This window comes from Polaromonas sp. P4_F9, from assembly GCF_056401235.1.
In genome coordinates, this window is the sequence record NZ_JBFUJT010000004.1 from 82,394 (window position 1) to 105,072 (window position 22,679).

Annotated in this window: 22 protein-coding genes; 9 read left to right on the forward strand and 13 right to left on the reverse strand. The window is 61.3% G+C overall.

Annotated elements, in window-relative coordinates; genetic code table 11:
- Positions 1–64: 64 nt before the first annotated feature.
- The 6 genes from ubiB to AC1DUB_RS05230 all read right to left on the reverse strand — a co-directional run bounded on the left by ubiB (position 65) and on the right by AC1DUB_RS05230 (position 8,770).
- Entirely contained in the window at positions 65–1,618 is a 1,554-nt protein-coding gene (gene ubiB / locus AC1DUB_RS05205; RefSeq protein ID WP_477728601.1) for a ubiquinone biosynthesis regulatory protein kinase UbiB, read from the reverse strand.
- Positions 1,615–2,226, reverse strand: a complete 612-nt coding sequence (locus AC1DUB_RS05210; protein WP_477728602.1) for a hypothetical protein — start codon at positions 2,224–2,226, stop codon at positions 1,615–1,617. The genes ubiB and AC1DUB_RS05210 overlap by 4 nt, the downstream gene beginning before the upstream one ends.
- A 149-nt stretch (positions 2,227–2,375) precedes the next feature.
- Positions 2,376–3,377 (reverse strand): Tim44 domain-containing protein, encoded by a 1,002-nt coding sequence (locus AC1DUB_RS05215; protein ID WP_477728603.1) that lies wholly within the window; start codon positions 3,375–3,377, stop codon positions 2,376–2,378.
- A gap of 76 nt (positions 3,378–3,453) precedes the next feature.
- Complete coding sequence (gene ubiE, locus AC1DUB_RS05220; RefSeq protein WP_477728604.1) at positions 3,454–4,185, reverse strand: bifunctional demethylmenaquinone methyltransferase/2-methoxy-6-polyprenyl-1,4-benzoquinol methylase UbiE; 732 nt, start codon at positions 4,183–4,185, stop codon at positions 3,454–3,456.
- A 137-nt stretch (positions 4,186–4,322) separates the two neighbouring features.
- A complete protein-coding gene (locus AC1DUB_RS05225) occupies positions 4,323–4,736 on the reverse strand; it encodes a gamma-butyrobetaine hydroxylase family protein (RefSeq protein WP_477717760.1) in 414 nt (137 codons plus the stop codon).
- Positions 4,737–4,867: 131 nt separating this feature from the next.
- Entirely contained in the window at positions 4,868–8,770 is a 3,903-nt protein-coding gene (locus AC1DUB_RS05230; RefSeq protein ID WP_477728605.1) for a DUF3683 domain-containing protein, read from the reverse strand.
- Positions 8,771–8,984: 214 nt separating this feature from the next.
- On the opposite strand from AC1DUB_RS05230, the gene ugpB reads away from it, so the two are divergent.
- The 5 genes from ugpB to ugpQ all read left to right on the forward strand — a co-directional run bounded on the left by ugpB (position 8,985) and on the right by ugpQ (position 14,060).
- Positions 8,985–10,298, forward strand: a complete 1,314-nt coding sequence (gene ugpB, locus AC1DUB_RS05235) for a sn-glycerol-3-phosphate ABC transporter substrate-binding protein UgpB (RefSeq protein ID WP_477728606.1) — start codon at positions 8,985–8,987, stop codon at positions 10,296–10,298.
- Positions 10,299–10,396: 98 nt separating this feature from the next.
- Positions 10,397–11,278: a sn-glycerol-3-phosphate ABC transporter permease UgpA gene (gene ugpA / locus AC1DUB_RS05240; protein ID WP_477728607.1), complete on the forward strand. Its 882-nt coding sequence runs from the start codon at positions 10,397–10,399 to the stop codon at positions 11,276–11,278.
- Between the two features lie 63 nt (positions 11,279–11,341).
- The gene (gene ugpE / locus AC1DUB_RS05245; protein ID WP_477728608.1) at positions 11,342–12,193 is read left to right on the forward strand and encodes a sn-glycerol-3-phosphate ABC transporter permease UgpE; all 852 of its coding nucleotides are present in this window, start codon (positions 11,342–11,344) and stop codon (positions 12,191–12,193) included.
- A gap of 68 nt (positions 12,194–12,261) precedes the next feature.
- Positions 12,262–13,284, forward strand: coding sequence for a sn-glycerol-3-phosphate import ATP-binding protein UgpC (locus AC1DUB_RS05250; RefSeq protein WP_477728609.1), 1,023 nt, complete (start codon positions 12,262–12,264; stop codon positions 13,282–13,284).
- A complete protein-coding gene (ugpQ, locus tag AC1DUB_RS05255; RefSeq protein WP_477728610.1) occupies positions 13,281–14,060 on the forward strand; it encodes a glycerophosphodiester phosphodiesterase in 780 nt (259 codons plus the stop codon). Before AC1DUB_RS05250 ends, ugpQ begins: the two co-directional genes overlap by 4 nt.
- Positions 14,061–14,088: 28 nt before the next feature.
- On the opposite strand, the gene AC1DUB_RS05260 is transcribed toward ugpQ, so the two are convergent.
- Positions 14,089–14,379 (reverse strand): hypothetical protein, encoded by a 291-nt coding sequence (locus AC1DUB_RS05260; RefSeq protein ID WP_477728611.1) that lies wholly within the window; start codon positions 14,377–14,379, stop codon positions 14,089–14,091.
- Positions 14,380–14,492: 113 nt separating this feature from the next.
- On the opposite strand from AC1DUB_RS05260, the gene hemA reads away from it, so the two are divergent.
- The 4 genes from hemA (at position 14,493) to grxD (ending at position 18,486) form a co-directional block, all read left to right on the forward strand.
- The gene (gene hemA / locus AC1DUB_RS05265) at positions 14,493–15,773 is read left to right on the forward strand and encodes a glutamyl-tRNA reductase (RefSeq protein WP_477728612.1); all 1,281 of its coding nucleotides are present in this window, start codon (positions 14,493–14,495) and stop codon (positions 15,771–15,773) included.
- 104 nt (positions 15,774–15,877) lie between these two features.
- Entirely contained in the window at positions 15,878–16,999 is a 1,122-nt protein-coding gene (gene prfA / locus AC1DUB_RS05270) for a peptide chain release factor 1 (RefSeq protein WP_477728613.1), read from the forward strand.
- A gap of 98 nt (positions 17,000–17,097) precedes the next feature.
- A complete protein-coding gene (gene prmC / locus AC1DUB_RS05275) occupies positions 17,098–17,961 on the forward strand; it encodes a peptide chain release factor N(5)-glutamine methyltransferase (RefSeq protein ID WP_477728614.1) in 864 nt (287 codons plus the stop codon).
- A 195-nt stretch (positions 17,962–18,156) separates the two neighbouring features.
- Positions 18,157–18,486, forward strand: a complete 330-nt coding sequence (gene grxD, locus AC1DUB_RS05280) for a Grx4 family monothiol glutaredoxin (protein ID WP_477728615.1) — start codon at positions 18,157–18,159, stop codon at positions 18,484–18,486.
- A 64-nt stretch (positions 18,487–18,550) separates the two neighbouring features.
- On the opposite strand, the gene AC1DUB_RS05285 is transcribed toward grxD, so the two are convergent.
- From AC1DUB_RS05285 to AC1DUB_RS05310, 6 genes are all read right to left on the reverse strand, one after another.
- Positions 18,551–18,826, reverse strand: coding sequence for a hypothetical protein (locus tag AC1DUB_RS05285; protein ID WP_477728616.1), 276 nt, complete (start codon positions 18,824–18,826; stop codon positions 18,551–18,553).
- An 85-nt stretch (positions 18,827–18,911) separates the two neighbouring features.
- Complete coding sequence (locus tag AC1DUB_RS05290; RefSeq protein WP_477728713.1) at positions 18,912–19,118, reverse strand: DNA gyrase inhibitor YacG; 207 nt, start codon at positions 19,116–19,118, stop codon at positions 18,912–18,914.
- Positions 19,119–19,158: 40 nt separating this feature from the next.
- Positions 19,159–19,914 (reverse strand): cell division protein ZapD, encoded by a 756-nt coding sequence (gene zapD / locus AC1DUB_RS05295; RefSeq protein ID WP_011481803.1) that lies wholly within the window; start codon positions 19,912–19,914, stop codon positions 19,159–19,161.
- A gap of 43 nt (positions 19,915–19,957) precedes the next feature.
- Positions 19,958–20,581 carry a dephospho-CoA kinase gene (gene coaE / locus AC1DUB_RS05300; protein WP_477728617.1) on the reverse strand — a complete coding sequence of 208 codons (624 nt, stop codon included), beginning with the start codon at positions 20,579–20,581 and terminating at the stop codon, positions 19,958–19,960.
- Positions 20,582–20,585: 4 nt separating this feature from the next.
- A complete protein-coding gene (locus AC1DUB_RS05305) occupies positions 20,586–21,449 on the reverse strand; it encodes a prepilin peptidase (protein WP_477728618.1) in 864 nt (287 codons plus the stop codon).
- The gene (locus AC1DUB_RS05310) at positions 21,449–22,666 is read right to left on the reverse strand and encodes a type II secretion system F family protein (protein ID WP_477728619.1); all 1,218 of its coding nucleotides are present in this window, start codon (positions 22,664–22,666) and stop codon (positions 21,449–21,451) included. Before AC1DUB_RS05310 ends, AC1DUB_RS05305 begins: the two co-directional genes overlap by 1 nt.
- Between the last annotated feature and the right edge of the window lie 13 nt (positions 22,667–22,679).

Genomic DNA, 22,679 nt, shown 5'->3' on the forward strand with positions numbered 1-22,679 from the left:
TATAGGCGTTGCCGGCAACTTCAAGGCAAACAGGCGGGGGAGACCCGCGGCGCCCGGGCCGGCGTCAAAAAATCCGGACCCGCAGCAGCAGTTGCATCACGATCAGGCCCAGCACAAAGCCCAAACCGCCATAGATCAGGCTTTGCAGCAACCTGTTGGTACGCTTTTGCTCGGCCAGCAGGGCTTCCACGTCGCGGCGGCTCGGCCCCGACGGCCCCTTGAGGTACTGGGCCAGCAGCCGCGGCAGCTCCGGCAGCAGCTTGGCATAAGCGGGGGCCTCGGCCTTGAGTTGGGCCCAAAGCTTTTCGGGCCCCACCTGCTCCACCATCCATTTTTCAAGAAAAGGCTTGGCAGTGCTCCAGAGGTCGAGTTCGGGGTCCAGTTCGCGCCCCAACCCTTCAATATTGAGCAATGTTTTTTGCAGCAGGACCAGTTGCGGCTGGATTTCCACCTGAAAACGGCGGGAGGTCTGGAACAGGCGCATCAGCACCAGACCCAGCGAGATTTCCTTGAGCGGCCGGTCGAAGTACGGCTCGCAACAGGCTCGAATGGCCGCTTCCAGTTCGTCCACACGGGTGCTGGCAGGCACCCAGCCGGACTCGAGATGCAGCTCGGCAACGCGTTTGTAGTCGCGCTGAAAGAAGGCGCTGAAGTTGTGAGCGAGGTACTCCTTGTCTACCTCTGTGAGCGTGCCCACAATGCCGAAATCCAGCGAAATATAGCGCCCGAATGTTTCCGGGGCGAGGCTGACCTGAATGTTGCCCGGATGCATGTCCGCATGAAAAAAACCATCGCGAAACACCTGGGTGAAAAAGATGGTCACACCATCGCGGGCCAGCTTCTTCATGTCCACACGGGCATCGCGCAGGCGCTGAACCTGGCTTATGGGCACCCCCTTCATGCGCTCCATCACCATGACATCGGGCATGCAGTAGTCCCAGAACATTTCCGGAATCATGACGAGGTTGAGGTCCTGCATGTTCCGGCGCAGCTGCGCCGCATTGGCGGCCTCGCGCAGCAGGTCCAGCTCGTCGTGCAGGTATTTGTCAAACTCGGCCACCACTTCGCGCGGCTTGAGACGCTTGCCATCGGCGGATGCGCCCTCCACCCAGCCGGCCATCATGTGCATGAGCGCGAGGTCTTTCTCGATCGCGGGCAGCATGTTGGGGCGCAATACCTTGACGGCCACTTCACGGCCGTCGTGCAGCGTCGCAAAATGAACCTGGGCAATCGATGCGCTGGCCACGGGTATGTGCTCAAACGTCGCGAATATGCGGTCCAGGGGCCGGGAAAACGCCTTTTCGATGATGGCCACGGCCACGGCCGATTCAAAGGGCGGCACCCGGTCCTGCAGGCGGGCCAGCTCATCGGCGATGTCGGGCGGCAGCAGGTCGCGCCGGGTGGACATCACCTGCCCAAACTTGACGAAGATAGGCCCCAGCCTTTCCAGCGCCTCGCGAAGACGGGCGCCACGGGGAGCGCTCAGGTTCCGCCCCAGCGAGACGATGCGGGTCAGCAGGCGGATCCACGGTTTTTCAAAGCTGGACAGGACCAGTTCATCGAGACCGAAACGAAGCACGGTCCAGACAATGACCCCCCCCCTGAACACCCGGGTCATGCAGAAGCCTTCGCGGCATCCGGAGAAGAACCTGGCGCTGCGGATGAAGAAGGGGATGAAGAGGAGGATGAAGGGGACGTTGAGGATGGGGCCGGGGACATCGGCGCCTGCGCCAGAAACTGCTTCAGGCCGGCCAGTAGCCGCCTTGCGGCGTCGGCGAGGGCATGCGCAGGCGCATCACCTATCAGGCGGGAGAGGTCTTCTTCGGCATCCCAACGCAGGTTTTCGGCCAGCCATGCAAACTCGGCCGCCAGTTGCACATCGCCCTCAACCTTCACCGGAGGAGGTTTGCCAGCCACCACCGACTGCATGATGACCAGGGGCGACTCGGCGGCCACCGAAAGCAGCAGGTCCGGCTGTGCTGCGGGTGGCGCACGGTCAGCCAGACCCGCAGGGGTTACGATCAAATCAAGCGCAAAAACGCCCCACCGAAGGTGAACAACACGGCCTTTTTGCCGTAACAACCGATCCTGCGCCTGTTTCTCCTGCAGCAAGACATGGTTCAGAAACAGCACCAACCGCCGCTGTCCTTCATCGACCATCCAGGCGGGTGGCTGAAAACGGCTGGCGACAGACTCGAGAAAAGAAAAAGGGGACGTGTTATTCATACGTCCCCGATTTTGCAGGATAAATCGCTTGACAAGTTAAGCCGCCTATTCATCTACCAGCCAGGGCCGCGGAACCGGCTTCGCCGGGCCGCAGGCGCAGCGCCCCCTCGGGGGGCAGCGCATTACACGAAGTGAAAAGCGTGGGGGCTTTATTGCAATGCCTGGACGCCGGCGACCAGCCAGCCACTGCCGCCGTTACGGGGCTTGGTCATGTTCCAGACTTCGCGGAAGGGGCTGGCGCCGGCGGAAGCATCCTCGCGGATCATTCCCGAGAACTCGACGCTGGCCATGTAGGTATCGCTCAGCTCCTCTATGCCCAATAGCTGCGCATTGAGCATCACGACCTCGGTCCGGTTGGCCACACCGCCGGTGTGAGATTCGCGGTCGGCCAGCTGCGCCTTGATCTGCGCCAGCATGTCGTCGGTCATCATCGCGCGCAAACTCTGAATGTCGGAACGGTCCCATGCGTCCTGCAGCGTCACGAAATTCGCCTTGCTGGCCTTGAGGAAGCCCTCGGCATCAAACCCTGCAGGGACGCCCCACGTCTGGGCGCCCAGCAAGGCCGAGCCAATCATGGAGCCCGCGGCGGGCGCGGCCGCCGCGTCCCGGTTGGCATCGAACGCCATGCCGCTGCGCTCCCAGGGTCGCGCCGAGGCGTCGTTGCCCACATTTTCGGGACTGTAGTTCCTCGGCGTGGCAGCATTGCCCGCGCCCTGGAATGCAAATGGATCCTGCGTACGTGGAGCAGCAGGACTTGCCCCGCCGCCCTTGAGCTTGCGCATGACGAAACCGATCACCACCATGATCACCAAGGCCAGCAGCGCGAACATGATGACCTGGCCAAAGGCTTCACCCAGGCCGAGCGATGAAGCCAGCCAGGCCAGGCCGAGGCCGGCAGCCAGGCCGCCCAGCATGGCACCCCACGGTTTTTTCGGAGTAGCAGGAGCTGGCGCCGCAGCAGGCGTTGCCGGTTTGGCCGCGGAGTTGGTCGCAGAAGTAGCGCCGCCCGGCGTGGCCTCACGCTGCGTGACATTGGACGATTGCCTGCCAATTGACTTGCCGCCACCCAGACGCGCAGCCTCGGCGTCCGTCCCCGGCACAGCCAGGGTGAGCGCCATTACGGCAGAAAGAATGACTGACCAAATCTTCATGACATCTCCTTGAGCAAGCTTTTCGCCTGTTTATTTAAAGTCCGTTTAACTTCTTCAACACTTCTGAAATGCTTCTTCAGCATTTGATTGCAACATGCAATGCCACTACCCCGCCGGTCAGGTTGTGATAGTCCACATGACCAAAACCACCTTTAAGCATCAGGGCTTTGAGTTCTTCCTGGCCCGGATGCATGCGAATCGACTCGGCTAGATACTGGTAGCTTGAATCGTCATTGGCCACCAGCTTGCCGAGCCTGGGCAACACCTTGAACGAATACCAGTCGTAAATCTTTTCGAGGGGTTTGGCCACCTTGGAGAACTCCAGCACCAGCAGCTTGCCGCCGGGCTTGAGCACACGGTTCATTTCGCGCAGGGCATCCTCTTTATGCGTCATGTTGCGCAAGCCAAAAGCGACGGTGACCAGGTCGAAACTGGCATCGGCAAACGGCAGGTGTTCTGCATCACAGACCAGCGTGGGCAGGTTCACCCCGGCATCCAGCAACCGGTTGCGCCCTTCCCTGAGCATCGCCTCGTTGATGTCGGTGTGGACCACCCGCCCGCTGCTGCCCACCTTGGGCGCAAACGCCAAGGCCAGGTCGCCCGTTCCGCCGGCAATGTCGAGCACCTGCTGGCCCTCCTTGACATTGGCGACCAGCACGGTGTACGCCTTCCAGGCGCGATGCAGGCCCATCGACATCAAATCGTTCATCACGTCGTATTTGGGCGCCACGGAGTCAAACACGCCGCGCACGCGTCGCGCCTTGTCCTGCTCCTCGACGGATTCAAAGCCGAAATGGGTTTTCGTCATAAAAGTGAATGCTAGGGGGCAAAGCCCCGATTGGTTGCTACAACCCTGCACCGCTTCAGGGCATTGCGAAGTTTTATCCCGGAAAAACAACAGTCCCGCACAGCCATGCGGACAGGGCTCGCCGGCCTCGGCATTCCTCAGTGATGCCCGCAGGCGTGACCCGCGGCTTCGACCATGGGGGCGTCCCTGTCCCGACCCGCAGCCTGCAGCCGCCGGTTGTAGTCGTCCCACAGGCGCTCTTGCTCGACACCCAGGTGATACAAGTAGTCCCAGGAAAAAATACCGCTTTCATGGCCATCGGAAAATACCGGCTTGACCGCGTAGTTGCCTATGGGTTCCAGCTCGACGATATTCACCTCGCGCTTGCCGGTCTGCAGCACTTCCTGGCCGGGGCCGTGGCCCTGCACTTCCGCAGACGGCGAGTACACACGCATCAGTTCAAACGGAATCCTGAATTCGGCGCCGTCCGAAAACGCGATTTCAAGAATACGGGACTGGCTGTGAACCGTCAGCGCCGTGGGAATCGGTGAACCGGCCTGGAGACCTGCCATGGTGATGCATCACTTTCTGAGTAAACCAAATCGAAACCTGCGGAGGTCGAACGCTTGTCTGGGGCAGGTGCATTGCTGAACCGGGAGCCACCGGGAAAACCGCGAGCGCTTCCTGTGCGCTTTCCTGTTCTCTACACCAGCACCCGCTCGATCCCGCCGTGGTTGGCCGCCTCGACATAAGCCGGCAGCCATTCCTTGCCCAGAATCTGGTTGGCCATTTCCACGACGATGTAATCGGCTTCAAGCAGGCCGTTTTGCAGGTCGCCTCCGTAGCGGGACAGGCCCTGCAGACAACTTGGGCAGCTGGTGAGTATCTTGACGTTTTCGCTCTCGCCCACGGCACCGGCGGCCCGCAGGCTGGCCTCGCCTTTTCGCAGTTCTTCTTCCTTGCGGAAGCGGACCTGCGTTGAAATGTCGGGGCGCGTGACACCCAGCGTGCCCGATTCGCCGCAGCAGCGCTCGTTCTTGAGGACGTTGTCACCGAGCAGCGCCTTGACGGTCTTCATCGGCTCCTGCAGCTTCATCGGGCTGTGGCAGGGGTCGTGGTACAGGTAGCCCTTGCCGGGCTGGTCCGTCCGCAACGTGATGCCTTTTTCCAGCAGGTACTCATGGATGTCGATGATGCGGCAGCCCGGGAAAATTTTCTCGAACTCGTAACCCTGCAACTGGTCATAGCAGGTGCCGCAGCTGACCACCACGGTCTTGATGTCCAGGTAATTCAGGGTATTGGCCACGCGGTGGAACAGCACCCGGTTGTCGGTAATGATTTTCTCGGCCTTGTCGTACTGGCCCGATCCGCGTTGCGGGTAGCCGCAGCACAGGTAGCCTGGCGGCAGCACGGTTTGCACGCCGGCATGCCACAGCATGGCCTGCGTGGCCAGGCCGACCTGGCTGAACAGACGCTCTGAACCGCAACCCGGGAAATAAAACACCGCTTCGGTTTCCGCCGTGGTGTTTTTCGGATTACGGATGATGGGCACGTAATCCTTGTCTTCAATGTCCAGCAGGGCACGGGCCGTCTTCTTGGGCAGGCCACCGGGCATTTTCTTGTTGATGAAGTGGATCACCTGCTCCTTGACCGGCGCCTTGCCCACCGTTGCCGGTGGCCTGGCGGTCTGCTTGCGCGCCAGGGTGCGCAGCAGGTCATTGGCCAGGCGCTGGACCTTGAAGCCCACGTCGACCATGGCGCCGCGCATGAACTTGATGGTTTGCGGATTGGTGGCGTTGAGGAAGAACATGGCGGCCGCATTACCGGGCCGGAAGGACTTCTGGCCCATCTTGCGCAGCAGGTTGCGCATGTTCATCGACACATCGCCAAAGTCGATATCCACCGGGCAGGGCGTCAGGCACTTGTGGCATACCGTGCAGTGGTCGGCCACATCCTCAAACTCTTCCCAGTGCTTGATGCTGATACCGCGCCGGGTTTGCTCCTCATACAGAAACGCTTCCACCAGCAGCGAGGTCGCCAGGATCTTGTTGCGCGGGCTGTACAGCAGGTTGGCGCGCGGCACATGCGTGGCGCACACCGGCTTGCATTTGCCGCAGCGCAGGCAGTCCTTGATGCTGTCGGCAATCGCGCCGATGTCAGACTGCTGCATGATCAGCGACTCATGCCCCATCAGGCCGAAGCTGGGCGTGTAGGCATTCGTCAAATCGGCCGGAAGCCTTTTCCCGTCCTGCGTATTCAGCTCCTGATTTCGCAGCAGCTTGCCTTTGTTGAAGCGGCCTTCGGGATCGACCTTCTGCTTGTACTCGGTGAAGGGGCGCAGTTCCTCATCGGTCAGGAAATCCAGCTTGGTGATGCCGATGCCGTGCTCGCCGGAAATCACGCCGTCGAGCGAGCGCGCCAGCACCATGATGCGCGCCACGGCTCCGTGCGCGGTCTGCAGCATTTCGTAGTCGTCGCTGTTGACCGGCAAATTGGTGTGCACATTGCCATCGCCCGCATGCATGTGCAGCGCCGCCCACACGCGGCCCTTGAGCACCCGCTTGTGAATGGCATTGCATTCTTCCAGAATGGGCAGGAATGGCGCGCCGCTGAACAGGGTCTGGAGCCTGGCCCGGATCTGCGTCTTCCAGCTGGCGCGCAGCGTATGGTCCTGCAGCTGCGGGAAAAACGCCTCAATACCGTCGAGCCAGCCGGCCCAGAGGGCCCGGACTTCGGCAATCATGGCAAGCGCCTGGCCGACCCGGTCTTCCAGCAGTTCGGCCGACGGGATGTCGTTGGCATCGTCCGATTTACCCAGAGGCAGGTTGCCCTTGAGGAAAAAGGCTTCCAGCTCGTCGCACAGCCTGATCTTGTTGCGCAGGCTCAGCTCGATATTGATGCGCTCGATGCCGTCGGTGTACTCGGCCATGCGCGGCAGCGGGATCACCACATCCTCATTGATCTTGAAGGCATTGGTGTGCCGGGAAATGGCGGCGGTGCGCTTGCGGTCCAGCCAGAATTTCTTGCGCGCGTCCGGGCTGATGGCGATAAAACCTTCACCGTGGCGCGAATTCGCAATGCGCACCACTTCCGAGGTCGCACGTGCCACCACATCGGCGTCATCGCCGGCGATGTCGCCGAACAGCACCATTTTTGGCAGGCCGCCGTGCTTCTTCGACTTGGTCGCATAGCCGACCGCTTTCAGGTAGCGGTCGTCCAGGTGCTCCAGGCCCGCCAGAATGGCGCCGCCGCGCTTTTGTTCCGCAAACATGAAATCCTTGATCTCGACGATGCTGGGAACGGCATCCTTGGCATTGCCGAAAAACTCCAGGCAGACGGTCCGGGTGTGCGCGGGCATGCGGTGCACGATCCAGCGGGCGCTGGTGATCAGGCCGTCGCAGCCTTCTTTCTGGATACCCGGCAGGCCGCTGAGGAACTTGTCGGTGACGTCCTTGCCCAGGCCTTCCTTGCGGAAAGTCTTGCCCTGAATATCCAGGCGCTCTGTGCGCACCGGCGTCTTGCCGTCGGCTTCAAAATACTTGAGCTCGAAACTCGCCATCTCGGCGTCGTGAATCTTGCCCAGGTTGTGGTCCAGCCGGGTGACTTCCAGCCACTGGGCTTGGGGCGTCACCATGCGCCAGGAGGCCAGGTTGTCCAGGGCCGTCCCCCACAGCACGGCCTTTTTGCCGCCCGCATTCATCGCAATATTGCCGCCAATGCAGGACGCTTCGGCAGACGTCGGGTCCACCGCGAACACAAAACCACCCCGCTCGGCGGCATCGGCCACGCGCTGCGTGACCACGCCGGCCTCGGTCCAGACCGTGGCCACGGGCTGCGCAATACCGGGCAGCGAGACCATTTCCACTTCGGTCATCGCCTCGAGTTTTTCGGTGTTGATGACGGCCGACTTCCAGGTCAGCGGAATCGCGCCGCCGGTGTAGCCGGTTCCGCCGCCACGCGGCACGATGGTCAGGCCCAGTTCGATACAGCCCTTGACCAGTCCGGCCATTTCCTGCTCGGAATCGGGGGTCAGCACGACAAAGGGATATTCGACGCGCCAGTCGGTGGCGTCGGTGACGTGCGAGACGCGTGACAGCCCGTCAAACTTGATGTTGTCCTTGAGCGTCAGCTTGCGCAGTTTGCGCTCGGTCTGGCGGCGCAGGCCGGCCATTTCCTCAAATGAGGCCGAAAAGCGGCTGACCGCGCTGCGGGCCGCGTCCAGCAGCTCGCCGACGATGGCGTCGCGCTGCCTGTCGGCATCGGGTGTGCGGCGCTTTCCGACTTCGGAGAGGCGATGGTGCAAGGCATCCACCAGCAGCTTGCGGCGTTTGGGGTTGTCCAGCAGGTCATCCTGCAGATAGGGGTTGCGCTGAACCACCCAGATGTCCCCGAGCACCTCATAGAGCATGCGGGCAGACCGGCCGGTGCGCCGTTCGTCGCGAAGGCGGTTCAGCAAGTCCCAGGCAGGCGCGCCCAACAGACGAATAACCACTTCACGATCGGAAAAGGATGTGTAGTTATAGGGAATTTCGCGAATGCGTGCTTCGCCGGGCTTTGCGTCATCCGCAAAAACGTTCAATTCTTGAAGGGTAGTAGGGGCGTTCATCGTGAAAATCAGCGGCTTCGGACCCACGTCCAGCGCTGTTGCCCTATGTTACCGCAGCACGGCGTTTGGCCGGGGACCCGGCCCAATGGCCTCATGGAAACCCCGCTTGTTAAGAAGGCACCAAATCGCTTAAATCGGCCTGTCACAAACAGTTCCTAGACTGACCTATTTCAATAACAGCCCAAAAAATGGGGCATCCATATCAGGAGTTTTCATGAAAACCCGTTTCTCCGCACTGGCCTTCGCTGCTTGCGCCCTTGTTGCCCCCCTGGCGAGCCAGGCGCAAACAGAGATCCAGTGGTGGCACTCCATGGTTGCCGTTAACAATGAATGGGTCAACGACCTGGCCAAGGATTTCAATGCGAGCCAGAAGGACTACCGGATCGTGGCCACCTACAAGGGCACTTACGACGAGTCGATGACCGCCGCCATCGCCGCCTTCCGCGCCGGTAACGCGCCGCACATCCTGCAGGTGTTCGAGGTAGGCACCGCCACCATGATGGCCAGCAAGGGCGCGATCGTGCCCGTAGCCAAGGTCATGAAGGATGCCGGCCTGAAATTCGACCCGACCGCTTACATATCGGCGGTCGCCGGCTACTACACGGCGCCCAATGGCCAGATGTTGAGCTTCCCGTTCAACAGCTCCACGACCATTTTTTACTACAACAAGGACGCCTTCAAGGCGGCGGGACTGGACCCGGACAAGGCGCCCTCCACCTGGCCCGAAGTCGCGCTGGCGGCTGCCAAGCTCAAGGCCTCTGGCCACAAGTGCCCCTTCACGACGGCCTGGCAGGGCTGGACCCAGCTGGAAAGCTTTTCCGCCTGGCACAACGTCGAGTTCGCCAGCAAGTCCAATGGCCTGGCCGGTATGGACGCGCGGATGAAAATCAACTCGCCGCTGCACCAGCGGCATATCGAGAACCTGTCGAGTATGTCCAAGCAGGGCCTGTTCGTCTACAAGGGCCGTGGCAATGTGCCCGAAGCGAGTTTCATTTCGGGCGAGTGCGCAATGATCAACACCTCCTCGGGTTTCTACGGCAATGTGGCCAAAAACACCAAATTCAGCTATGGCCTGGCCCCGCTGCCCTACTACCCTGACGTCCCCGGCGCACCGCAAAACACGGTGATCGGGGGTGCCAGCCTGTGGGTCATGTCGGGCAAGAAACCCGCTGAATACAAGGGGGTGGCAGCCTTCTTCAACTACATCTCCAGCCCTGAAGTGCAGTCAGCCAGTCACAAGCGTACCGGCTATCTGCCGGTCACCACGGCCGCCTACCAGCTGACAGAAAAATCCGGCTTCTACAAGGAAAAACCGGGCACCGATGTCGCTGTGACACAGATGATTCGCAAGGTCACCGACAAGAGCCGCGGTATCCGCCTGGGCAACTACGTACAGGTTCGCGCGATCGAGGATGAAGAGCTTGAGCAGGTCTGGAGCGGCAAGAAATCAGCCAAGGAAGCCCTTGATGCCATTGTGAAACGCGGCAACGAGCAGCTTGAGCGCTTCGAGAAAGCCAACAAGCCCTGACATCCCCGGCGCCGGCCGCAGGCCTGCGCCACGGCTAAACCCGCAATCCCCCGCCTGCCCGGTTGCCGGCGGGCGGATTGTTTACCTTGAATAAGCCCATGGAAAAACGCGTCTTGTTCCGCTCAAGCTGGCTGCCATGGCTGCTGCTGACTCCCCAGGTCATCGTGATCAGCGTGTTTTTCTTCTGGCCCGCAGCGCAGGCGCTGCTGCAATCATTCCAGCTACAGGATGCCTTTGGGAGTTCCACGGAATGGGTCGGTCTGGCCAACTTTGACAACCTGTTCAACGATCCGGGTTACCTGGCCTCATTCAAAACCACCGCAGTATTTTCCGTGCTGGTTGCGGTGCTCGGCATCTCTTTGTCGCTGACGCTGGCGATCTTTGCAGACCGCATCCTCAAGGGTGCGCTGTTTTACAAAACCTTGCTGGTCGTCCCTTATGCAGTGGCCCCTGCCGTGGCTGGTGTGCTGTGGGTGTTCATGTTTTCTCCGGCGCTGGGCGTGGTCGCCTATGCACTGGACCAGGTGGGCATCAACTGGAACCACCTGCTCGATTCCGGCCACGCGATGACGCTGATCGTGATGGCCGCCGTGTGGAAGCAGATTTCCTACAATTTCCTGTTCTTCCTGGCCGGCCTGCAGTCGATTCCAAAATCGCTGATCGAGGCCGCCGCCATCGATGGCGCCCGGCCCTGGCGGCGTTTCTGGACGATTCAATTTCCGCTGCTCTCGCCCACCACCTTCTTCCTGCTGGTGATCAACATGGTGTACGCATTCTTCGACACGTTTGCCATCGTCGACGCCACCACCCATGGCGGCCCCGGCCAGGACACATCCATCCTGGTCTACAAGGTCTACTACGATGGCTTCAAGGGCATGGACCTGGGCGGTTCAGCGGCGCAGTCGGTGGTCTTGATGCTGATCGTGATTGCCCTGACGGTGGTGCAGTTCCGGTATGTTGAAAAGAAAGTGGTGTACTGATGTTCCTGCCCATCATGAGTTCAGCCTCGGCTGCTGCTCCGCAATTTCGGCAGGAGTGCCCTCATGGTTGAGCGCCGCGCCACCCTGGGGCTGCTTGCCCATGCAGTGATGATCCTGGGCGTTTTGATTGTCGCTTTTCCGCTCTACCTGGCTTTCGTGGCGTCCACCCATACCGCGCAGGAAATCGTGCAGGCCCCGATGCCCTTATTGCCGGGCAGCCATTTCTGGGACACCTACCGCGCCGCGCTTTTTGGCCGCGATACCGGAACGGGTTCCACCGCGCCTGTCGCCCGCATGATGTGGGTCAGCCTGGTGACGGCGCTGGTCATCACCTTCGGCAAGATCGCGATCTCGCTGCTGTCGGCCTTTGCCATTGTCTACTTCCGCTTTCCCCTCAAAAATTTCTTTTTCTGGGCGATTTTTGTGACCCTGATGCTGCCCGTGGAAGTGAGGATAGGCCCCACCTACAAGGTAGTTTCCGATCTGGGCATGCTCAACAGTTACGCGGGCCTCACCATTCCGCTGATTGCGTCCGCCACGGCGACTTTCCTGTTCCGCCAGTTTTTTCTGATGGTGCCCGATGAACTGGTAGAGGCCGCGCGCATGGACGGCGCGGGCCCGATGCGCTTTTTCAAGGACATCCTGCTGCCGCTATCCAAAACATCAATGGCCGCGCTGTTCGTGATCCAGTTCATCTACGGCTGGAACCAGTACCTCTGGCCCCTGCTGGCCACCACCAGTGAAGACATGTACCCCGTCGTGATCGGCATCAAGCGCATGATCGCCGGCGGTGACGCCGCCAATGAATGGAACGTGGTCATGGCCACAGCCATTCTGGCCATGCTGCCGCCCGCCTTCGTGGTGGTGCTGATGCAGAAGTGGTTTGTCAAGGGCCTGGTGGATACCGAGAAATAAGCAGAAAACACAAAAACGACACGAACGACAAAAATGACAAAAAAAGACAACCAGCAGGCGCAACACCCATGGCATCCATCTCGCTGAACAACGTCATCAAGCGCTACGGCGCCGGCAAGAGCGCCGTGCAGGTCCTGCACGGCGTGAATGCCGAAATCGCAGACCGCGAATTCATCGTCATCGTCGGCCCGTCCGGCTGCGGCAAATCAACGCTGCTGCGCATGGTCGCAGGCCTTGAGGAAATCAGTGAGGGACAGATCGCCATCGGCGGCAAGGTGGTCAATGACCTGGAGCCTGCCGAGCGCGACATTGCCATGGTGTTCCAGAACTACGCGCTCTACCCGCACATGAGCGTGTTCGACAACATGGCGTACGGCCTGAAGATCGCGAAAATTCCGAAGAATGACATCAAGACCCGCGTCGACAAGGCCGCCGGAATCCTCGAACTCGGCCACCTGCTGGACCGCAAACCCCGCGAACTCTCAGGCGGGCAGCGCCAGCGCGTAGCCATGGGCCGCGCCATCGTGCGCCAGCCCCAGGTGTTTTTGTTCGACGAGCCGCTTTCCAACCTCGACGCCAAGCTGCGCGTGCAGACGCGGCTGGAGATCCAGAAGCTGCACCGCGAGCTCGGCATCACCGCGCTGTTCGTCACGCATGACCAGGTGGAGGCGATGACACTGGCGCAGCGCATGATCGTGATGAACGCGGGCCGCATGGAGCAGTTCGGCACCCCCGAAGAGGTCTATAACCGCCCCGCCACCACCTTTGTGGCGAGCTTCATGGGCTCGCCGCCGATGAACCTCCTCAAGCACGCCCCCAACGCTGACTTCGGTGGCAAGCCCGGCACCCTTCTGGGTATCCGCCCCGAGCACCTGCAAATCGGCCCGACCGGCTGGGCGGTGCAGGTTGACACCCTTGAAATGCTGGGCGCCGAGCGTTTGGTGTACTGCCGCATGGGTGACGAGTTCCTGATCGTACGCACCGATGAGAGCCTGTCGTCCGCACCCGAAATCGGCGCCACCATTCATGTGACGCCACGCACTGACCGTTTGCACTGGTTTGACGCCGGGACAGGGAAACGTTTGCTATGAACAACGGGTCGCCACACGAAGTAGCGAGCAGTGGGGTTTCCGCTTCCTGGCCCTATCCGCGCTGGATCGCGCATCGCGGCGCCGGCAAACTGGCGCCTGAAAACACGCTGGCGTCGTTCAGGCTGGGGGCCAGCCACGGCTACCGCATGTTCGAGTGCGATGTGAAGCTGAGTGCCGACGGCGTGCCGTTTTTGCTGCACGACACCACGCTGGAGCGCACCACCAACGGCCGGGGCGTGGCCGGCGAGCAACCCTGGGAAGCACTGTCCGAGCTCGACGCGGGCAGTTGGCACTCACCTGCTTTTGCCGGTGAAGCCTTGCCCACGTTCGACAGCATTGCGCGCTACTGCCTCGACAACAGTTATTTTTTGAATATCGAGATCAAACCCACGCCGGGAGTCGAAAGCCGCACCGGCACCGTGGTGGCCAATGAAGCGGCCCGACTGTGGCAGAGCACTGCCATCCCTCCCTTGCTCACGTCGTTCCAACCTGCGGCGCTGGAGGCGGCGCGGGCTGCCCAGCCCCGGCTGCCACGCGGCCTGCTGCTCGACGAGCTACCCGAAAACTGGCTGGAGACGGCGACAAAGCTGCAATGCGTGGCCATCGTCTGCAATCAAAAGCTCTGGAACGCAGATACGGTGGCACAGGCCCAAAAAGCCGGCTTCAGGACGCTCAGCTACACCGTCAATGACGAAATCAGCGCCCGCCGGCTGATCGAATTGGGCACCGACGGCATCATCACTGACCGGGTGGATGCCTTCCGGCCCGATTCGTAAACCGCGCGGGGGACCTCTAGAGATTCCCTCAGGCCTTCCAGCCACGCAGCAGGACCCACTGGCACAGCGCCGCAACCACCACCAGCGCGGCATAGGTCAGCATCTTTCCGTCGTGGCCGAAGATCAGCAGCCCGGCCACCAGGACAGCCATGTTTGCTACAAAAACAATAGCCAACTGAGTCCAAATTGCTTGAGCCAGCGGTCTTTTTGATTTAAAAAATCCGGAAAAAAGACGGGGCAGGAGCACCAGCAGCACAGCGACAAACGCGGCCGGCGCCATGAAATTGAGCAAGTGGTTGGTCAGCAGGTAAGCGGTCATGGCGGTGGCGGTCTAAGTCACGGGCAAGCCCTGAAAACAGCCTCCAAAAGACTGTGAAGGGTGATTGATCCAGGCCAAATGACCCTCCCGCGCTTCAATTTTATAATCAGGAGATGTCAGTCTGGGCCCTGGGGCTAAACCATACCACCGCACCGCTCGATTTGCGCGGGCGATTCGCCTATGCCCTGGACCAAATCGAGCCCACGCTGCGCGGCTTGCGCGAGTCGCTGGCCCGCCAGCCCGAGGCCACCCTGCTCTCGACCTGCAACCGGACCGAGATTTATTGCGCGGGCGATCACAACGATCTGGAACACACGCTGGAGTGGCTGGCGCACAACGGTGGCGTCTCGCCTGCCCTGCTGCGTTCGCACGCCTACACCCTGCAGGACGACCAGGCAGCCCGCCACGCTTTCCGCGTCGCCAGTGGGCTCGACTCCATGGTGCTCGGCGAGCCGCAGATTCTGGGCCAGCTGAAAGACGCGGTGCGTGCCGCGGAGGACGCGGGCGCCATGGGCAGCACGCTGCACCAGCTGTTCCAGCGCTCCTTCGCCGTCGCCAAGGAAGTACGCACCAGCACGGAGATTGGCGCGCACAGCATCAGCATGGCCGCCGCCAGCGTGCGGCTGGCTGGCCAGCTGTTTGAAAACCTGGGCGACATCAAGGTGCTGTTCGTCGGCGCCGGTGAAATGATCGACCTGGCAGCCACCCACTTTGCCGCCAAAAACCCCAGGTCCATGGCGATTGCCAACCGCACGCTGGAGCGCGGCGAAAAGCTCGCCAGCCGCTTCGGTGCCGAAGTCATGCGTCTGGCCGATCTGCCCAGCCGCCTGCACGAGTTTGACGCGGTGATCAGCTGCACGGCAAGCACCCTGCCCATCATTGGCCTGGGCGCCGTGGAACGTGCGGTCAAGCTGCGCAAACACCGCCCCATGTTCATGGTCGACCTGGCCGTGCCGCGCGACATCGAACCCGAGGTCAAGGCCCTGCCCGACATCTACCTTTACACCGTGGACGACTTGGCGCACGTCGTCCAGACTGGCAAGGACAACCGCCAGGCGGCTGTGGCCCAGGCCGAGGTCATCATTGATGCCGGCGTGCAGAACTTCATGCACTGGCTGGGCCAACGCCGCACGGTGCCCTTGATCCAGCAGCTCAATGCGCAAACCGACGAGTGGCGCGCTGCGGAAATTACCCGGGCCAAAAAACTGCTGGCCAAAGGCGAGCCGATGGATGCCGTGCTGGATGCGCTGACGCGCGGCCTCACACAGAAAATGCTGCACGGCGCGCTGGCCGAATTGCACGCGGGTGACGCCGCCAGCCGCGAGGTCACGGCGAACACGGTGTCCAGGCTGTTTTTGCGCGGGCAACTGCCCAAAGAACACAAAGAGCGTTAGCGCCGGCCTTCCGCGCCGCCGCAGCCGCCAGAACGGCTGCTTTCCTGCCGGCGGCTTCGCCGGTGTGCTCTCCCTGATTTTTCGCCGCTCCGGCCTTCGACTCAATGAAACCCTTTCTCCGCCAAACCCTGGACCGTCAGCTGCTGCGCCTGCATGAACTGGACTCCCTGCTGTCCGCCAGCGACGTCGTGAGCGACCTGGACCGTTTTCGCGCCCTGACCCGGGAGCATGCCGAAGCCAGCGTGGTGGCCGAGCAATACACCCGGCTCACCAGCCGCGAGGCCGACCTGGTCAGTGCCGAGGGCATGCTGGTGGAAGCCAAAGACGACCCCGAAATGGCCACCATGGCCGAAGAGGAAATCGCTGCCGCCAAGCTGGATATCGCCCGGCTCGATGAAGCCCTGCAGCTCATGCTGATCCCCAAAGACCCGGACGACGCGCGGGCGGCCTTTATTGAAATCCGCGCCGGCACGGGCGGTGACGAGTCGGCGCTGTTCGCCGGCGATCTCTTTCGCATGTACACGCGCTTTGCCGAGCGCAACCGCTGGCAGGTCGAGATCATCAGCGAATCATCCAGCGAACTGGGCGGCTACAAGGAGGTGGTGTTGCGCGTGGACGGACCCACCGATGCCACGGGCGTGGGCGTGTACGGCAAGCTGCGGTTTGAGTCGGGCGGCCACCGCGTGCAGCGCGTGCCGGCCACCGAGACCCAGGGCCGCATCCACACCAGCGCCTGCACCGTAGCAGTGATGCCGGAGCCCGATGAGGCCGTGGCCATCCAGATCAACCCGGCTGACCTGCGCATTGACACCTACCGCGCCAGCGGCGCCGGCGGCCAGCATATCAACAAGACCGACTCGGCCGTGCGCATCACGCACATCCCGACCGGCATCGTCGCCGAATGCCAGGAGGGCCGCAGCCAGCACAGCAACAAGGCCCAGGCGCTCAAGGTGCTGACCGCCCGCATCCATGAAAAAGACCGCGCCGAGCGCGCCGCCAAGGACGCGGCACTGCGCAAGGGCCTGGTCGGCACGGGCGACCGCAGCGACCGCATCCGCACTTACAACTTCCCGCAAGGCCGCCTGACCGACCATCGCATCAATCTGACGCTGTACAAGCTGCTGGCCATCATGGAAGGCGATTTGGGCGATGTCATCACGGCACTGCAGGTGGCGCGCGGCGCCGAACAGCTGGCCGAGCTGGAAACCGCCAGCAACGGCTTCTAGATGGCCAATTTCCGCTTTTTACATACCCAATCGGGCTCGGGCCCAATTTTTATCTACGCCAGCGGCTATTCTTTTTATAGCAAATGCAGGGCCACCCCATGAGCCAACCAATACACCAGCCCACCTGCGCCCAAGCCTTGGGTGCCGCCCAGGCACTGGGGCTGGATCGGCTGGACGCCCAGCTGCTGCTGCTGCACGCGCTGGGCAAGCCTGCTACGGCCAGGGCCTGGCTGCTGGCGCATGACACCGATGAGTTGACGAAAGGGGTCGCCGGGCGCTTGCGGGCATTCAGCCTGCGCCGGGCAAGCGGTGAGCCGCTGGCCTACATCGTCGGCAGCAAGGAGTTTTTTGGCCTGGACCTGCAGGTCGACGCCCGAGTGCTGGTGCCCCGCCCGGACACCGAAACGCTGGTGCATTGGTCGCTGGAGGTGCTGCAGGCGCCCGCCATGCCGGCACGGCCGCAAATTCTTGACCTGGGCACCGGCAGTGGCGCCATTGCGCTGGCCATCGCCCACAGCCTGCAAGCGTCCGGCCGGGAGGCCCGGGTGGTTGCCGTGGACGCGAGTGCCGGCGCGCTGGCAGTGGCCCGTGAAAACGCCCGACGCCTCCAGCTGGAGCTCGAGTTCTGGGAGAGCGACTGGCTGACAGAAGTTAGTGAACACTTTCACCTGATCGCCAGCAATCCGCCTTACATCGCCAGCGCCGACCCGCATCTGGTGGCATTGGCGCATGAGCCTTTGCCGGCGCTGGCAGCGGGTACAGACGGGCTGGAAGATATCCGGAAAATTGTGACGCAGACGCCGGGACACCTGGAGCCCGGCGGCTGGCTCCTGCTGGAGCACGGCTATGACCAGGCCGCTGCGGTACGCGGTCTCCTCGCTGAGCAGGGCTTTTCGCAGGTCCAGAGCCGGCCGGACCTGGCCGGCATCGAGCGCTGCTCGGGCGGCCAATGGCCAGGCTAAGTATCCCGCGCGGAGGCCGTAGGTCCAGACGGGCGGATAGCGCCCAGCACCCAGTTTCAAACAGCGGGATAATCAGGTTCTTCAGACCGTTGAATTCTGATTCCCGGATTCCATATATTAAAGAACGGCCCGGCGGAAAACCTCTGTTTTTCGACCCTGCACGGGCCCTTAGCGCCCATTCCAAAGGATTTCACCATGAGCACCAGCGACACCACCCAGCAACGCATTGACCAGATCGTCAAATCCAGCGACGTCGTCCTGTTTATGAAAGGCACGGCCCAGTTCCCGATGTGCGGCTTTTCAGGCCGCGCCATCCAGGTGCTGAAAGCCTGCGGGGTGAACAAACCTGTGACGATCAACGTGCTGGAAGACGAGGAAATCCGTCACGGCATCAAGGAATACAGCAACTGGCCCACCATTCCCCAGCTGTATGTGAAGGGCGAGTTCATTGGCGGTTCGGACATCATGATGGAGATGTACCAGAACGGCGAACTCCAGCAGGTACTGGGCACAACCGCCGCCTGAGACCTTTCAACGCCGTCCGGCGTAGTCCCGATAGCGCGTCACATAGCGTCCACGGCGCGCCCGGTTAGCGCGTGTAGCCTTCACAGGCGCCCGCGTTCACAGCCCCCTTGCATTCGCGCTTCAGCCGGGCCACGCGCTGGCTGACCGTCTCTTCAGATCCCGGCATGAACTTGACCTTGCTGCCCCGGGCTGGGGGTTTGGCCGCTTTTTTGCTGGATTTGGCTTTTTCAGGCGTATTTCCGGTTTGTGCAGGCTCTGCAGGCTGGGCGTGCGCCGCACCCTGCACCAGCGCCGCGACGACCAGGACGGTCTGTGCCGCCCAGACAACGGACTTCTTCATTTCCTCTCCCTCTTCCTGATTTTCTAGTGTTCTTGATCTTCTCGTCTTCTTGATGCGGTTCTATACCGCTTGCAGCTTTTAAAGCTTATTGCAGCCGGGGGTCACTATGGTTTTCGTCATCAGGCGGGGCGTCCGCCGGCAACCTGAACCCCTCGCTGGCCCAAGCGCCCAAATCGATGTTTTTGCAGCGCTCGCTGCAAAAGGGCCGGAAGGGATTGCTCGGTGCATAGATGCTTTGACCGCCGCAACCGGGACATATCACCCGCTTGACGGGTATCGGGTCTTCATTCATAGCTGACATGACCTCAAACGGTTCTGCAAAAATCAACCGGTCAGGAGCAAAGCGTCAACTCAAACGTCGAATCATCCGTGCTCGCATGCAGCCGATCATCGCTCTCGTGGCGCATCAGGCGTACCGACACAATCAGGCGATTGCCGCTGATTTCGGGAATCAGCCCCTTTGCAGGGTCGATGCGCAGGCGCAGCAGCTGGAAGGTGCGTCCCTGCGGTAGCGTCTGCTGATATTGCCCCCCCGGCGCCACCACTTTTTGCGGTGCACCCGAGTCGCGCAAAAGTGTCAACAGCACGCGTATGGATTCAGCCAGCGGTACGAGCGGCGCCACCCAGCGCTGCAAATCGTGCTGGCGCGTGGCAGAGCCCAGATGCTGCCATGCATAGTAGGCTGGCAAATCAAACTCGCAGGTTCCGCCCGGAATACCAACACGGCTGCGTATGCTCATGAGCCAGTCGTTCTCGGTCAACGAATGCCCTGCCTTGCCTGGAAGATTGTTCAGGGCAGCAAAGCAGCCCTCAAGCTGCCCCGTGACTTCATCGAGCACCGCTTCGGAAATGGCCGGGTTGCCGCGGTAGCCGTTGAGAACATGTTTCTGCTTTTCAAGGTCCTTGAGCACATCGGTTTTCAAATCCGCCCGGGCGCCCACATCCATGATTTCGAATATGGTCGTGATGGCATAGTGATGATCCGTCGGGCTCTCCCGCTCCACCAGTTCACCCAGGCGGCGGAACAGGTGCTCCAGGCGCAAATAGGTGCGTATGCGTTCGTTAAAAGGATACTCGTAAAGAATCACAGCGCTATTTTCGTCAACTTCATTGGGGATGCTAGTCTGCCCATCATAGCCCGAAGCGGCTCGCCAGCTGCCTGACCTGCAAGCCAAGGGCCTCAAGGGACAGGCTGTCGTTGTATAGACAGATGTCGGCTGCCGCGAGCCGCTGCGCGCGGCTGGCCTGGCCAGCGATAATCTTTTCAACGACATCACGCGTCCAGCCGCTGCGGCCCATTTCTCGGGCCACAACCCGGGCTATCTGGGTGGCTTCGCTGCAGTCCACCACCAGAACCCGGTCCAGCTGCTGCCGCCAGCGCCCCGACTCCACCAGCAAGGGAATGTCAAAGACGATGCATGAACTGCCTGCCCGCACCGCCTCTTCGTACTGCCGCAGGGTTTCCTGACTCACCAGGGGATGAATGATGGCTTCCAGCTGCTGCTTGACTGCCGGGTCGTTGAAGGCAAGCTGGCGCATCCGGTCACGGTCCATGGCCCCTTCGGCTGTGATGGCAGCGCCTCCAAACCGATGGAGGATTTCATGGATGGCAGCGCCCCCGGGCGCCGTCACCTGGCGGGCGATGGCGTCTGCATCGACCAGCGTCGCGCCCCTGGCCACCAGCAGACGGCCCACCGTACTCTTGCCGCTGCCTATGCCGCCAGTCAGTCCGATGCGCTGGGCTGCGAAGGGCATGGCATCACAAGCCCACAAACTGCAGAATCGATTGAGGCCCGAACACCATGGCGGTAAATCCCGCACCTGCCAGGAAAGGACCAAATGGCACGTAACCGCCCTCGCGCAGTCCACTGGAAAACTTCAGCGCAATGCCGATGACGGCGCCAATGACGGAAGCCATCAGGATCATCGGGATCAGCGCCTGCCAGCCAAACCAGGCGCCCAGTGCCGCAAACAATTTGAAATCTCCGTAACCCATGCCTTCTTTTCCGGTCACCAGCTTGAAAGCCCAGTACACCAGCCACAGGGAGAGATAGCCGGCGACCGCACCCCACAGGGCGGAGTACAGATTGACGGCCGGATTCCACTGCAGCGCCGCCACAATCAGTCCGGCCCACAGCAAGGGCAAGGTGATGTCGTCCGGCAGCAAGGTCGTGTCCCAGTCAATCAGCGCCAGCACCAGGAGCGCCGCCGAGAATCCGCACCAGACCAGCGCAGCCAGCGACCAGCCCCAACGCCACGCGCAAAAGAAGAACAGGGCGCCGGTCACCGCCTCCACGATGGGATAGCGCACGCCGTAGGGCGTCCCGCACACGGCGCACTTCCCCCTGAGGAACAGGTAGCTCGCCACCGGGATGTTCTCATACCAGCGTATGACATGGCCGCAGTTGGAGCAGCGCGATCGCGGTGCCAGCAAATTGAATTTCTCTCCGGGCTCCACTGGGTTTCCGGCCAGGTCGGCACATTCCTGCGCCCATTGCCGCTCCATCATTTTGGGCAGGCGATAGATGACGACGTTCAGGAAGCTGCCAATGAGCAGACCAAAAAATCCGGCCAGCAGGGCATCGATCTCCGGCCCTAAACCCAGTCCCAATCCCGTCGTCATTAAACGACTTGGCCCAGCTTGAAAATAGGCAGGTACATGGAAACCACAATGCCACCGATCAATGTGCCCAAGAACACAATGATGATGGGCTCCATCAGACTGGACAGGCCGGCTACCATTTCATCAACTTCCGCCTCATAAAAATCGGCGGCCTTGCCCAGCATGTGGTCGACCGAGCCGGACTCCTCGCCAATGGAGCACATCTGCAGCACCATGGTGGGAAACAGGTTGGCATTGCCCATAGCCGCCGTCAGGCTGGTACCCGTCGATACTTCCTGCTGGATTTTTTCGGTGGCATCGGCATAGAGGGAATTACCCGATGCGCCCCCCACGGAATCCAGGGCCTCCACCAGCGGCACACCGGCCGCAAACATGGTCGAGAGGGTACGGGTCCAGCGGGCAATGCAGGACTTTTCAATGAGGGGCCCAAACACAGGCACCTTGAGCAGGAGCCGGTCCATGAACTTCTGCATTTTTTCATTGCGCTTCCAGGCCTGCATGAAAAAATACAAGGAGCCGCCGATACCGCCAAAAATCAGCCACCAGTAAGACACAAAGAATTCACTGACGGCAATCACGAACAGCGTGGGTGCCGGCAAATCCCCCCCGAACGAGGTAAACACTTCCTTGAAGGCAGGGATCACGAAAATCATGATTACCGCCACCACTACAAAGGCCACCACCACCACCGAAATGGGGTACATCAGGGCGGACTTGATTTTTGACTTGATGGCCTCGGTCTTTTCCATGTAGACCGCCAGGCGGTCCAGCAAGGACTCCAGAATACCGGCGGCTTCACCCGCCTCGACAAGGTTGCAATACAGCGCATTGAAATACAGCGGGTATTTGCGAAACGCAGCGCTCAGCGAGGTACCGGTTTCCACATCGGTGCGCACATCGTTGAGCAGTTTGGTCACACTGCCGTTGGGATTGCCGCGACCCACGATGTCAAATGACTGCAAAAGGGGCACGCCAGCCTTCATCATCGTGGCGAGCTGTCGGGTAAAGATGGCAATATCCTTGGGCTTGATGGCCTTGCCCGAGCGCATGCTGCGTTTCTTGATTTTGGTGGGCAACACACCCTGCCGGCGCAAGGAAGACTTGACCTGGTTCTCGCCAGAGGCACGGATCTCGCCACGGACCGGTTTACCCCCCCGGTCCTTGCCCTCCCACTCGAAAACAAATTCCTTGACGCCTTTGGATACTGCAGTTGCCATGATGTTTTCTCGT